At 70.9% G+C, this 12,733-nt stretch carries 15 protein-coding genes; 6 read left to right on the top strand and 9 right to left on the bottom strand.

Annotation, left to right across the window (positions count from 1 at the left end):
• Position 1: 1 nt before the first annotated feature.
• From pstC to ACZ4EG_RS35760, 5 genes are all read right to left on the bottom strand, one after another.
• Positions 2-976 carry a phosphate ABC transporter permease subunit PstC gene (pstC, locus tag ACZ4EG_RS35780; RefSeq protein WP_453559347.1) on the bottom strand — a complete coding sequence of 325 codons (975 nt, stop codon included), beginning with the start codon at positions 974-976 and terminating at the stop codon, positions 2-4.
• A 242-nt stretch (positions 977-1,218) separates the two neighbouring features.
• Complete coding sequence (locus tag ACZ4EG_RS35775) at positions 1,219-2,664, bottom strand: sensor histidine kinase (protein WP_467793550.1); 1,446 nt, start codon at positions 2,662-2,664, stop codon at positions 1,219-1,221.
• Entirely contained in the window at positions 2,665-3,390 is a 726-nt protein-coding gene (locus ACZ4EG_RS35770; protein ID WP_453559466.1) for a response regulator transcription factor, read from the bottom strand. It lies immediately after the preceding gene.
• A gap of 140 nt (positions 3,391-3,530) precedes the next feature.
• Entirely contained in the window at positions 3,531-4,121 is a 591-nt protein-coding gene (locus ACZ4EG_RS35765; RefSeq protein ID WP_467793549.1) for an FMN reductase, read from the bottom strand.
• Positions 4,118-5,203 carry an LLM class flavin-dependent oxidoreductase gene (locus ACZ4EG_RS35760; RefSeq protein WP_467793548.1) on the bottom strand — a complete coding sequence of 362 codons (1,086 nt, stop codon included), beginning with the start codon at positions 5,201-5,203 and terminating at the stop codon, positions 4,118-4,120. Before ACZ4EG_RS35760 ends, ACZ4EG_RS35765 begins: the two co-directional genes overlap by 4 nt.
• Before the next feature lie 105 nt (positions 5,204-5,308).
• Here ACZ4EG_RS35760 and ACZ4EG_RS35755 point away from each other — a divergent pair, with 105 nt between their 5' ends.
• On the top strand, positions 5,309-6,118 hold the full coding sequence (locus ACZ4EG_RS35755) for a DUF6597 domain-containing transcriptional factor (RefSeq protein ID WP_467793547.1): 810 nt from the start codon (positions 5,309-5,311) through the stop codon (positions 6,116-6,118).
• An 87-nt stretch (positions 6,119-6,205) separates the two neighbouring features.
• Here ACZ4EG_RS35755 and ACZ4EG_RS35750 read toward each other — a convergent pair whose 3' ends face one another.
• On the bottom strand, positions 6,206-7,135 hold the full coding sequence (locus ACZ4EG_RS35750) for an NADP-dependent oxidoreductase (protein WP_467793546.1): 930 nt from the start codon (positions 7,133-7,135) through the stop codon (positions 6,206-6,208).
• A 126-nt stretch (positions 7,136-7,261) separates the two neighbouring features.
• Between ACZ4EG_RS35750 and ACZ4EG_RS35745 the strand changes: the two genes are divergently transcribed.
• Positions 7,262-7,681, top strand: coding sequence for a winged helix-turn-helix transcriptional regulator (locus ACZ4EG_RS35745; protein ID WP_467793545.1), 420 nt, complete (start codon positions 7,262-7,264; stop codon positions 7,679-7,681).
• Here the strand turns inward: ACZ4EG_RS35745 and ACZ4EG_RS35740 are convergent.
• Together ACZ4EG_RS35740 and ACZ4EG_RS35735 are read right to left on the bottom strand one after the other, a co-directional pair.
• Entirely contained in the window at positions 7,678-8,169 is a 492-nt protein-coding gene (locus ACZ4EG_RS35740) for a MarR family winged helix-turn-helix transcriptional regulator (RefSeq protein WP_453559327.1), read from the bottom strand. The two genes, ACZ4EG_RS35745 and ACZ4EG_RS35740, sit on opposite strands and share 4 nt — an antisense overlap.
• An 80-nt stretch (positions 8,170-8,249) precedes the next feature.
• On the bottom strand, positions 8,250-8,720 hold the full coding sequence (locus ACZ4EG_RS35735; protein ID WP_467793544.1) for a hypothetical protein: 471 nt from the start codon (positions 8,718-8,720) through the stop codon (positions 8,250-8,252).
• Positions 8,721-8,809: 89 nt separating this feature from the next.
• Here ACZ4EG_RS35735 and ACZ4EG_RS35730 point away from each other — a divergent pair, with 89 nt between their 5' ends.
• From ACZ4EG_RS35730 to ACZ4EG_RS35715, 4 genes are read left to right on the top strand one after another with little or no spacing between them, the layout of a single operon-like run.
• A complete protein-coding gene (locus ACZ4EG_RS35730; protein ID WP_467793543.1) occupies positions 8,810-9,148 on the top strand; it encodes a YnfA family protein in 339 nt (112 codons plus the stop codon).
• Between the two features lie 59 nt (positions 9,149-9,207).
• Positions 9,208-9,984, top strand: a complete 777-nt coding sequence (locus tag ACZ4EG_RS35725; RefSeq protein ID WP_390711459.1) for an SDR family NAD(P)-dependent oxidoreductase — start codon at positions 9,208-9,210, stop codon at positions 9,982-9,984.
• Entirely contained in the window at positions 9,984-10,178 is a 195-nt protein-coding gene (locus tag ACZ4EG_RS35720) for a hypothetical protein (RefSeq protein ID WP_453559480.1), read from the top strand. The genes ACZ4EG_RS35725 and ACZ4EG_RS35720 overlap by 1 nt, the downstream gene beginning before the upstream one ends.
• 3 nt (positions 10,179-10,181) lie before the next feature.
• Positions 10,182-11,447 (top strand): tyrosine-protein phosphatase, encoded by a 1,266-nt coding sequence (locus ACZ4EG_RS35715; protein ID WP_467793542.1) that lies wholly within the window; start codon positions 10,182-10,184, stop codon positions 11,445-11,447.
• A gap of 6 nt (positions 11,448-11,453) precedes the next feature.
• On the opposite strand, the gene ACZ4EG_RS35710 is transcribed toward ACZ4EG_RS35715, so the two are convergent.
• Complete coding sequence (locus tag ACZ4EG_RS35710) at positions 11,454-12,647, bottom strand: RtcB family protein (RefSeq protein ID WP_467793541.1); 1,194 nt, start codon at positions 12,645-12,647, stop codon at positions 11,454-11,456.
• Between the last annotated feature and the right edge of the window lie 86 nt (positions 12,648-12,733).

The raw sequence follows: 12,733 nt of genomic DNA, 5'->3' as shown, positions 1-12,733 counted from the left end.
CTCATGCCTCGCTCTGCGCGCCGGACCGGGAGCGGGCCACGATGGAGGAGGCGGTGAAGTTGACCGCCAGGGTGAGCAGGAACAGCGCCAGGCCCGCCGCCATCAGCGCCGACATTCCGAAGGTCGAGGCATCGCCGTAGTGCAGGGCGATCAGGGAGGAGACGGAGTTCGAGCCGGTCTGCAGGATGTGCGGCTGGATGGTGAAGACCGGCGAGATGATCAGGTACACGGCGATGGTCTCGCCGAGCGCCCGGCCGAGCCCGAGCATCGTGCCGCCGATGATGCCGCCCTTGCCGTACGGCAGGACGACCGCGCGGATCATCCCCCAGCGGGTGGCGCCGAGCGCGTACGCGCCCTCCCGCTCACCGGCCGGGGCCTGTGCGAACACCTCGCGCATCACCGAGCACTGGATCGGCGCGACCATCAGCGCGACGACGATCCCGGCGACGAACGTGGACGCCGTGTAGACGCTGTCGGAGGCCAGCGGCTCGCCCGGCTGGGTGCCGTCCACCTTGAGGAACGGGATCCACCCGAACCAGTCGGAGAGCCACCGGGACAGCCCGATGACGTGCTGCTGGAGGAAGAAGAGCCCCCACAGGCCGTACACCACCGACGGCACGGCCGCCATCAGGTCGACCATGGTCACGAGGGTGCGGCGCAGCGGGCGCGGTGCCACGTCGGAGATGAACAGCGCGGTGCCCACGGCGAGCGGCACGGAGATCGTCACCGCCACGACGGCGATCAGCAGCGTGCCGGTGAGCACGGCCGCGATCCCGAAGTTGTGGACGTCCGGCTGCCACTCGGCGGTCGTCAGAAACGCCCAGACGCCCCTGGTGCGCAGCGCCTGCCCCGCCCTCAGGAGCAGGAACAGCCCGACGGCCGCCATGATCCCGAGGACCACGACACCCGTGGCCGTCAACTGGAACCGGAAGATCCGGTCACTGAGCCCGCTGGCCGCGTACGGCCGTCTGGGCACGGGTCTCGCGGGCTCCGGCCCGCCGAAGCCCTCTTGCGCGGACACCACGTGGGTCCCCCCAATACGGAAACGACTCTCCCCGCACGGCACCGACCGGTCGCCGCGCGTGGAGAGTCAATGGCCGGATCCTTGCGTTGCGACGCGTCGAACCTGGCCGAAGGGTGAACGGTCCATGCCATTTCGGTGGGAGAGATGTGCGCGACCGTGCCAGGCGGTGGCAGCGGGGGCTGCGGTGACGCCGCTCAGGCCCCGCTGCCCCGCGCGCCCCCGCCCGCGATCCCGCCGCCGACCGTGAACCCGATGACCGATCCGCCCCCCTCGCGCCGGAAGGCGAACGGTGCGCCGCCATGAGCCATGGCCACCTCACGGACGATGGACAGGCCGAGACCGGAGCCGGGCAGGGAGCGGGCGTCGGCCGCGCGGTAGAAGCGGTCGAAGATGCGCATCAGGTCGCCGTCGGCGATCCCGGACCCCCGGTCGAGGACCTCGACGCGGACCGTGCCGTGCCGGGCGGGCCCGGTGACGTTGACCTCGATGGGAGCCCCGCCGCCGCGGTCGAACTTCGCCGCGTTCTCGACGAGGTTGGAGATCGCGCGCTGGAGCATGGCGGGCCGGCCGTCGGTGGTCGTGTCGCCGCTCGCCCGCAGGACGATCTGCCGCCCGGTACGGCGCTTTGCGAGCCCCACGACGTCCTCGGCGATGTCGGCGAGGTCCACCCGCTGCGGGGGCTCGGTGTCGGACTGCCCGGCGGCGAGATCGACGAGTTCGTTGACCAGGTCGGTCAGCTCGCGCGCCTCCTGACCGAGGTCGGCGACGAGTTCTTCCCGGGTGGCGGGCGGAAGCTCGTCGATCCGCCGCAGCAGCGAGATGTTCGTGCGCAACGACGTCAGCGGGGTGCGCAGCTCGTGCCCCGCGTCCTGCACCAGCCGGCGCTGGTCCTCCTCCGACTGGGCCAGACGCCCCAGCATGCGGTCGAAGGCGCGGCCCAGGCGCCCCACCTCGTCGAGACCCGCGACGGGCACCTCGATGCCCAGCCGGCGGGTGCGGGCGACGTCCTCGGCGGCCGAGGTGAGGACGACCAGGCGCCGGGTGATACGGCGGGCCAGCCACCAGCCGAAGAGCCCCGCGGCGACCACGACGGCGGCCATGAGCATCAGCGTCCGCTGCTGCAGGGCCCGCAGCAGGTCCTCGGTGTCGCTGAACTCCTGCGCGACCTGCACCGCGCCCCGCCCGTCGCCGAGCGACACGGTGGCGATGCGGAAGAGGTCCTCGCCGACGCGGACGTCCTTGTACTGGACGGTCCGGCCGGCCTCGCCGGCGGTGGCCGTGGCCCGGTCGCGGGCGGTGACGGGGAGCACGGGACTCCCGTGGTCGACGATCTGCCCCTTCGCCCCGAGCACCTGTACATCGGTACGGGCGGGCCGCACCAGATCGTGCCCCGGCCGCGAGGAGCTGAAGTCCTCCGGCACCATCTCGTGCTGCCGCACCTCGTCCTGCACGTCCTGCACGACCTGGGTGAACACCGACTGCTGGTCCACCCGCACCAGCCGCGCGGCGGCGCCGTAGGACAGGATGCCCACGAGGATGGTGACGACCGCGGTGACGGCCGCGAAGGACACGGCGAAGGTGGTGCGCAGCGACACGAGCTTGGGCCGGCGCCGGGCCAGCAGCCGCCTGAGGCGGCCCACTCAGTCCTCCCGGAGCACGTAACCCACGCCCCGCACGGTGTGGATCAGCTGCGGCGCGCCGGGCTCGTCCAGCTTGCGGCGCAGGTAGCCGACGTAGACGGCCAGGTTCTTGGAGCCGGGCCCGAAGTCGTAGCCCCAGATCCGGTCGTAGATGGTGGAGTGGTCGAGGACGATCCCGGAGTTGCGGACCAGCAGTTCCAGCAGCTCGAACTCGGTGCGGGTGAGCTCCAGCTCCCGCTGGCCGCGCCAGGCCCGGCGGGCCTGGAGGTCCATGCGCAGCCCGGCGGCCTCGATCTGCCGGTCGGAGATCTGCGGCTCCCTGGCCAGATCGCTGCCGCCGCCGAGGCCGTTGCCGCTGACCGCGTTCACCGGGCTGGTGCGGCGCAGCAGGGCGCGGAGCCGGGCGAAGACCTCCTCGACATCGAAGGGCTTGACGACATAGTCGTCGGCCCCGGCGTCCAGGCCCGCGATGCGGTCGGCGGTCTCCACCAGCGCGGTGAGCATCAGGATCGGCGTGCGGTCGCCCTCGGCCCGCAGGACGCGGCACACCTGCAGCCCGTCGATGCCCGGCATCATCACATCGAGCACGAGCACGTCCGGCGGGGTGCGGTGGGCCTGCGCCAGTGCCTCCACGCCGTCGGCGACCGCCGTCACCTGGTAGCCCTCCAGGGTCAGGGCACGCTCCAGGGCATGACGGATGGCACGATCGTCTTCGGCGAGCAGCACAGTCTGGGGCACGGACCCAGTCTGCCAAGGCCGGTGCCGGTTCGGCCGGGGCGAGCGGGCCTACGATCACCCTTTTTACCTGGCTCTCACCCTCACAGAGGCAACCCGGGGCGGGCCCCTACCGTCCTCTCACCGTCGGCTCATGCACTGGCGAGCCGCGCGAGCCGATCCTCGAAGGGCACCACATCCATGGCGCCCTGGGCCTCCGGCCTGGCAGCCGACAGCCCGGTCATCAGCCGCGCCAGCTCCTCCGCCGCCCGCTCGATCCGCTCCGGCAGCCCTTCCGCGCCCCAGTCCTCCGAGGCGGCGTACACCCCGGTCGGGACGACCACGGCCCGCAGATGGGCGAACAGCGGGCGCAGGGCGTGCTCCAGCACCAGGGAGTGGCGGGCGGTGCCGCCGGTGGCGGCGATCAGCACCGGCTTGCCCGCGAGCGCGTCCTTGTCCAGCACGTCGAAGAAGGACTTGAACAGTCCGCTGTACGACGCCGAGAACACCGGCGTGACGACGATCAGCCCGTCCGCCTCCGTGACGGCGTCCAGGGCGGCGGACAGGCCGCGGCCCGGGAAGCCGTTGGTGAAGTTGTGCGCGATCTCCACGGCGAGCTCGCGCAGCTCGACCACCTGGATCTCCACCGGCGCCTGCCGGTCGACGGCGGCGGCCAGCCGGTCGGCGAGCAGCCGGGTGGAGGACGGGACGCTCAGTCCCGCCGAGACGACGACGAGCTTCATACGGCGGTCACCTCTTTCTTCTCGAGGAGGGATGCGTGGGTGGGGGCCTCGGGCACATCGGCCGGGCGGCCCTTGGCGAACTCCTCGCGCAGCACCGGTACGACCTCCTCGCCCAGCAGGTCCAGCTGCTCGAGGACGGTCTTCAGCGGCAGTCCGGCGTGGTCCATCAGGAACAGCTGGCGCTGGTAGTCACCGGCGTACTCGCGGAAGCCCAGCGTCTTCTCGATCACCTGCTGCGGCGAGCCGACGGTCAGCGGGGTCTGGTCGGTGAAGTCCTCCAGGGAGGGCCCGTGGCCGTAGACCGGCGCGTTGTCGAAGTACGGCCGGAACTCGCGCACCGCGTCCTGCGAGTTCTTCCGCATGAACACCTGGCCGCCGAGCCCGACGATCGCCTGCTCGGGCGTGCCGTGCCCGTAGTGCGCGAACCGCTTGCGGTAGAACTCGACCATTCGCCTGGTGTGGTCGGCGGGCCAGAAGATGTTGTTGTGGAAGAAGCCGTCGCCGTAGTAGGCGGCCTGCTCGGCGATCTCCGGGGAGCGGATGGAGCCGTGCCAGACGAACGGCGGCACGTCGTCCATCGGCCGCGGGGTGGAGGTGAAGCCCTGCAGCGGCGTGCGGAACTTGCCCTCCCAGTCGACGACGTCCTCGCGCCACAGCCGGCGCAGCAGGGCGTAGTTCTCGATGGCGAGGTTGATGCCCTCACGGATGTCCTGGCCGAACCACGGGTACACCGGCCCGGTGTTGCCGCGGCCCAGCATCAGGTCCACCCGTCCGTCGGCCAGGTGCTGGAGCATCGCGTAGTCCTCCGCGATCTTCACCGGGTCGTTGGTGGTGATGAGGGTCGTGGACGTGGAGAGGACCAGCTTCTCCGTCTTCGCGGCTATGTGGCCGAGCATCGTGGTCGGCGACGACGGCACGAACGGCGGGTTGTGGTGCTCGCCGGTCGCGAAGACGTCCAGGCCGACCTCCTCGGCCTTCAGCGCGATGGCGACCATGGCCTTGATGCGCTCGCGCTCGGTCGGCGTGCGGCCCGTGGTGGGGTCCGGGGTGACGTCGCCCACGCTGAAGATCCCGAACTGCATGGTCGCTCATCCTCCAAGTTGTTGACGATTCAACTATACCCCTCCAACCGTCACCCATGCCCCGGTATTCCGCCCCTTGTCAGTGCCCCGTCCTACGATCGCGACATGGCCGCCCCCCGCCGTGACACCCGAGGCATCGTCGACGCCGCGGAGCTCTTCGCGCGCGTGGACTTCCGCCGCCGTGAGCCCGCGGAGCCGCTCCGCCCCTACCTGGAGCACTACTGGCTGATCGACTGGGAGCTGACCCAGCCATACGCCTCCCATGTCGTCCCGCACCCGTCCGTGAACATCGTCTTCCAGCGGTTCGAGGGGCAGGAGCCCTTCGCCGAGGTCGCCGGGATCGGGCTCGGCCTGTTCACACAGAAGCTGGAGGGCAGGGGCCGGGTCTGCGGGATCCAGTTCCGGCCGGGCGGCTACCGCCCCTTCGCCCCCGACCACCCGGTCTCGCGGTGGACGGGCAAACGGATCCGCCTCCCCGACACCGACCCGGCCCCCGTCCTCACCCCCGACGACGAGGACGCCCGCGTAGCCGCCCTCGACGCGTACCTGCTCTCGCACGACCCCCGCCCCGACCCCCAGGCCGACCTGGCCATGACCCTGGTCGACCGCATCCGCACCGACCGCACGATCCGCCGCGTCACGGACTTCGCCCGGTCCGAGGGCATGTCCGTACGCCTCCTGCAGCGCCTCTTCGCCGCGTACGTCGGCGTGGGCCCGAAGTGGGTCATCCTCCGCTACCGCATCCACGAGGCCCTGGAACACGCCGAGACCGACCACACGGTGGCCTGGGCCACCCTGGCAGCCGACCTCGGCTACGCGGACCAGGCACACCTGGTCCGGGACTTCACAGCAACGGTGGGAGTACCCCCGACGGCCTACGCCACCAACCCGGCCACCTCCCGCACGACCCCCTGAGGAACCCCGGCCGGGTCACGGCAGGGGTGCCGCCCCGGCCCACGTCCCGGCCACCTCCGGCACGCGCCCCCCACGGAAACACCACCCCTACGGGACGAGCACCAACCGCCCCCGCACCCCGCCCTCCCCCAGCCGGGCGTGGGCCTTGGATGCCTCCTCCAGGGGGTAGGTCTCGGCCACCCGCAGGGTGAGTGCGCCCTCGTCCACCAGGTCGGCCAGTTCGGACAGGCGGGTGCCGTTCGGGCTCACCTCCACCGCGGTGGTCCGCACTCCGCGCACCGAGGCGGGCTGGGCGCCCGGGATGACGCCCACGAAGGCGCCCCCGTCGCGCACCCACTCCCGCGCCCGCTCGCCGAGGAGCGCCGCGTCCAGGACGGCGTCGACGCTGCCGGGTGCCACCTCTCCAGTGCTGAAGCGGGCCGCGCCCAGGGACCGTACGAGCTCCTCGTCGGCCTCGCGGGCGACCGCGGTCACCGAAATCCCACGGTGCGCGGCGAGCTGGACCGCGAACCCGCCGACCGCACCCGCCGCACCCGTCACCAGCAGTGACTGTCCCGGCTCCAGCTCCAGCAGATCCAGCGCCTGCGCGGCGGTCAGCGCGTTCAGCGGAAGGGTCGCCGCGTGCACGGCGTCCACCGTGGCCGGCGCCTTGGCCACCGCGTCCGTGTCCACGACGACGTACTCGGCATGCGTGCCCAGCGGCTTCACCATGCCGTAGTGCAGCGCCACCACCTCGTCGCCCACGTTCCACGGTCCCCCAAGCTCTCGGCTTCGCTCGAGCAGGGAGGTGCCCCCAGCGCCGCCCACCGCGTCGACCGTCCCGGCGACGTCCCAGCCGAGCCCGATCCCCTGGCCCGCCCCGCCGAACGCACCGGCCCGGACCCCCGCGTCCACCGGATTCAGCGCCGCCGCCGCGACCTTGATCCGCACTTGCCCCACCCCCGGCTCGGGCACCTCACTGTCCACGACCTCCACGGCCTCGGGCCCACCGAACGCCGTCACCACAGCAGCACGCATGACTCACAACTCCCCTTGTCGGGCTGATCGCCTCGGTATCTCCTCAGCTGCCGGCAACCCTAGGAAGAGCTACTATCCATCGGTAAGTAGTTACCTCAGAGTGCGTAGGTCCCCCGGAGGTGAGCCATGGCGACCATGACCGCGGCACAGCGACGCGAGCAGGCGCGCATCGAGTACGACGCGTTCATCCGCAGCTGCCCCACCAACCAGCTCCTCGGCCGCATCAGCGACAAGTGGGTCGGCCTCGTGGTCGCCGCCCTGTCCACGGGCCCCATGCGCTACAGCGACCTCGGCCGCAAGATCGCGGGCGTGAGCCCCAAGATGCTCACCCAGACCCTGCGCACCCTGGAACGCGACGGCATCCTCACCCGCACGGTCACCCCGTCCGTCCCGGTCCGCGTCGACTACGAGCTCACCCCGCTGGGCAGCAGCCTGGCCTGCCTGCTGACGGCCGTGAAGGACTGGGCGGAGAACCACTTCGACGAGGTGCGCGAGGCCCGCGACCAGTACGACACCGAGAACCAGGACGTACAAGGCAGGACCTAGCCCCGCTCCCCCCGCAGCCTGGCGATCTGCTCCGTACTGAACTCCACCGTCCGCCGCATGTGCCGCACGATCACGCCGAGTTCGACGTCGTCCAGGTCGGAGAAGAGCGCGGACCAGTCGCCGCCCAGCCGCTCCCACATCTGCCCGAACTCGGCGATCTTCTCCGGCACGGTCGCCACCAGCACCCGCCGCCGGTCGGCCGCGTCCCGCTCCCGGACCACGTACCCGGCCTTCTCCAGCCGGTCCACCAGCCGGGTCGCCGACCCGGTCGTCAGCCCCGTCAGCTCCGCGACCCGGCCCGTCGTCACCGGTCCCCGCTCCAGCGTGAGCAGGTTCAGGCACTGCAGGTCGGTGGGGTGCAGACCGATGCTGTCGGCGACGGCCTGGTTGAACAGGGCGTACGACGCCATATAGCGGCGGGAGACCGTGGACAGCTCGTCCAGCAGCCGCGACCGCGCGGTACCGGTCCCGTTCGCGCTCCCGGACATGCCCTGCTCCCTTTCGTCTGCGTCGTGCAGAGATCGTACGACGCACCGATCCCGCCCCCGGCCAAAACCTCCGGCCCCGGTCAGAAGGAGTACGCGTCTCCGGTGTTGAGCACCAGCACCCGCGCCCGGTCATTGCCCCGGTTGCGGTCCACCGTGCCACCGCTCCACTCCGTCTCGACCTCCAGCGTCACCTCCGGCGGACTGTCCCTCAGCACCACGCCGACGTCGGTCGCCTGTCCCAGCCCGTCCGCGGGCAGCGCACCCGTCCCGCACACCAGCTCCCGCTCCCCCGTGCGGGCACACCCGGCCGGCAGCCGCTGCCCGTCCGCGAGCGGCACCGACCAGGTCAGCCGCACGCTGGAGTCCGGAACGGCGGACGGCCCGTGGTTGGCCGGGGTGAGCCGGACGTACATCCGCTCCCCGGTCATCACCGCCGAACCGTGATACGACAGGTCGGCCTCCGGCACACCGCCCGCCCGCACGGGCCCGGCGACGGCGACCACGGCCGCGACCGCAAGAGCGGCCGGCACCGCACTGAACGCAGCAAACATCCTCGTCCTCACCATGTAGGGATGTATCCCACGCGAAGCCCTGAGCAGGCGCCATCCAACAGGTGACACGCACGTGCGAAGCTGCCCGCATGCTCATCCTCCGCTCCGCCGCCCTCTTCGTCGTCGCCGCGATCTTCGAGATCAGCGGCGCCTGGCTGATCTGGCAGGGCGTCCGCGAGCACCGCGGCTGGCTGTGGGTGGCCGGCGGGGTCCTCGCCCTCGGCGCCTACGGCTTCGTCGCCACCTTCCAGCCGGACGCCCACTTCGGCCGCATCCTCGCCGCGTACGGCGGGATCTTCGTCGCCGGTTCGATCCTGTGGGGCGTGGTCGCCGACGGCTACCGCCCCGACCGCTGGGACATCGCCGGGGCACTGATCTGTCTCGCCGGTATGGCCGTGATCATGTGGGCGCCGAGGAGCGGGAGCTGACCGCCGCCTACCCTGGTCGGAACGAACGTACGCACGCACGAGGACCCGAGGAGCAGCCCATGGCCCCCGCAGCACCGCCCGCCGCCTCCCGCATCGCCGTCGTCACCGGTGCGAGCAGCGGCATCGGCGCCGCCACGGCCCGGGGGCTCGCACAGGCCGGCTACCGGGTCGTCCTCACCGCCCGCCGCAAGGACCGCATCGAGGCGCTGGCGGAGGAGATCGAGGCGGCCGGCCACTCGGCGACGGCGTACCAGCTGGACGTCACCGACCGCGCGGCGGTCGACGAGTTCGCGACGGCCTTCAGGACCATCGGCGTCCTGGTCAACAACGCGGGCGGCGCTCTCGGCGCCGACCCGGTCGCCACCGGTGACCCGGCGCACTGGCGCGCGATGTACGAGACGAACGTCATCGGCACGCTGAACCTCACCCAGGCCCTGCTCCCGAAGCTGGTGGCGAGCGGGGACGGCACCGTGGTCGTGGTGTCCTCCACGGCCGGGCTCGGCACGTACGAGGGCGGCGCGGGCTATGTCGCCGCCAAGCACGGCGAGCACGTCCTGGCCGAGACCCTGCGTCTGGAGATCGTCGGGCAGCCGGTCCGCGTCATCGAGATCGCGCCCGGCATGGTCAAGACCGACGAGTTCGCGCTGACCCGCTTCGGCGGCGACGCGGACAGGGCGGAGAAGGTCTACGCGGGCGTCGCCGAGCCGCTCACCGCCGAGGACGTGGCGGAGACGATCACCTGGGCGGTGACCCGCCCCAGCCATGTCAACGTCGACCTTCTGGTGCTGCGGCCCCGCGCCCAGGCGTCCAACACCAAAGTCCACAGGGAGCTGTGATGAGCGAGCCTCAGGAGACGGGCCCGGAGCCGATCCAGGAGCCGGGCCGGGCCATGGACGCGTCCATGGAGAAGCGCCGTCTGGCCCAGGAGACGAAGAACGAACGCCAGGTCTGGTACTTCCTCGCGTACTTCCTCTTCGGCATTCACTTCGTGGCGTTCGTGATGATCTACGCCGTCCGCCATGCACACTGAGGCGTGGACCGACACATAGCCTTCGAAGACCTGCACAACTTCCGTGACCTGGGCGGCTATTCGACCCCGGACGGCCGTCGGCGCATCCGCCCGGGCCTGCTGTACCGGGCCGACTCCCTGGGCAAGCTGGCCGAGGGCACAAAGGACTGGGACCGCTTCCTGTCCCTGGGGACAGGCACGGTGCTGGATCTGCGCCACCCCTGGGAGGCCGAGGCCAGGGGCCGCGTCCCCGAGCACCCCTCCCTCGCGTACCACAACCTGAGCATCGAGCACCGCCCGTACGACCAGCCGTCCCTGTCCCCCGACACGGCCCCGGGCCCCTATCTCTCCGAGCGCTACCTGGAGGTGGCGCAGGACGGGACGAAGGAGATGGCCACGGCCCTGGAGCTGATCGCGGAATCGGCCGCCTCCGGCACTCCCCTGGTCTTCCACTGCGCCTCGGGCAAGGACCGCACGGGCCAACTGGCGGCGATGGTGCTGACGTTGCTCGGCATCGACGAGCCGACCATCATCGAGGACTTCACCCTCACGGAACTCGCCACCCCGGCTCTCCTTTCCGACTGGCGGCGCGGAAACGAGGGCCGCACCCCGAGATGGCCGTTCGTCGGCCGGGCCCCGGCATCCGTGATGCACCTGTTCCTGACGGCCATGCGGGAGCGCTACGGCTCGATCGACTCCTACGTCACCGACACCCTGGGCCTGGACGCAAAGGCACTGTCGGAATCCCTGCGCACAAGCCTCCTGGAACCGGCCCCCACGTCCTGGCCCCCGCTGACCTACCGCAGGGCGACACCGGCCGACACCGCCCTGCTGGTCCGCCTCCGCGACACGGCGGCCCTGTGGCAACTGGCCCGGGGCATCGACCAGTGGAAGCCGGGCGAGAAGGACGAGGCCCACTTCCGCACCCGGATGCGCGAGGGCGAGGTCTGGCTGGCGCACACGGGCGGCCACCTGGCGGGCGCCTGGGAACTCTGGTGGGACGACCCCGCGGCCTGGGGCCCCCGCCCGCCCGACGCCGGCTACATCCACCGCCTGATGACCACCCCGCACACGTCCCCACCCGCCACGGGCCGCCACATGCTGACGGAAGCGGAGTCCCGCATCACGGCAACGGGCCGCCCCTACGCCCGCCTCGACTGCCTGACCTCCAACCCCCGCCTGCGCGCCTACTACGAGTCGGCGGGCTACACGGTGGTCGGCGAACAGAGGGCCAAGGAGGACGGATCGGGCAGCCCGTACGCGGTGACACTGCTGGAGAAGCGGCTGTAGGGCAGGTCAGCCCTTCACACACACCACCTGCTTGAGCTTCGCCACGACCTCGACGAGGTCCCGCTGCTGGTCGATGACCTGCTCGATCGGCTTGTAGGCACCCGGGATCTCGTCGACGACGCCGGAGTCCTTGCGGCACTCCACGCCGCGGGTCTGCTCCTCCAGGTCCTTCGTCGAGAAGCGGCGCTTGGCCGCGTTGCGGCTCATGCGCCGACCGGCGCCGTGCGAGGCCGAGTTGAAGGACTTCTCGTTCCCGAGGCCCCGCACGATGTACGAACCCGTGCCCATCGAGCCCGGGATGATCCCGTACTCGCCGGAGCCCGCGCGGATCGCGCCCTTGCGGGTGACGAGCAGGTCCATGCCCTCGTAGCGTTCACGGCTCACATAGTTGTGGTGGCAACTCACCTCGGGCTCGAAGGTCACCTTGGCCTTCTTGAACTCCTTGCGGATCACGTCCTTCAGGAGCGCCATCATGATCGCCCGGTTGTACTTCGCGTACTCCTGGGCCCAGTAGAGGTCGTGCTCGTACGCCGCCATCTGCGGGGTGTCCGCGATGAAGACCGCGAGGTCACGGTCGATCAGGCCCTGGTTGTGCGACAGCTTCTGGGCCACACCGATGTGGTGCTCGGCGAGTTCCTTGCCGATGTTCCGGGAACCGGAGTGGAGCATGAGCCATACACAGCCGTCCGCATCCGTGCACAGTTCAATGAAATGATTTCCGGATCCAAGCGTTCCAATCTGCTTCTCGGCGCGATCGTGTCGGAATTTCACCGCTTCAGCGACCCCGTCGAACCGCCCCCAGAACGCGTCCCACCCGCCGACGGCGAACCCATGCAGTTGACCCAGGTCGACGGGCTCGTCATGCATCCCCCGCCCCACCGGAATCGCCTGCTCGATCTTCGACCGCAGACGGGACAGATCGCCCGGGAGGTCGTTCGCGGTCAGCGACGTCTTCACCGCCGACATTCCGCAGCCGATGTCCACCCCCACCGCCGCGGGGCACACCGCACCCCGCATCGCGATGACCGAGCCGACCGTGGCGCCCTTGCCGAAGTGCACGTCCGGCATCACGGCCAGGCCCTTGATCCACGGCAGGGTCGCCACATTGCGCAGCTGCTGCAGCGCGACGTCCTCGACCGTCGCGGGGTCGGTCCACATACGGATCGGGACCTTCGCGCCCGCCATTTCCACGTACGACATATCTTCCTCATTCCCCCGGATACCAAAGCAAAAGTCTTAATGACGGCAAAGCGCAAAAGCGGGGCCAAGGTCTACGAAACAGGACA

The sequence above is a fragment of the Streptomyces sp. NPDC025638 genome (assembly GCF_055558775.1).
The sequence above is the reverse complement of the archived record's forward strand: the minus strand, read 5'-3'. Positions and strand labels throughout refer to the sequence as shown.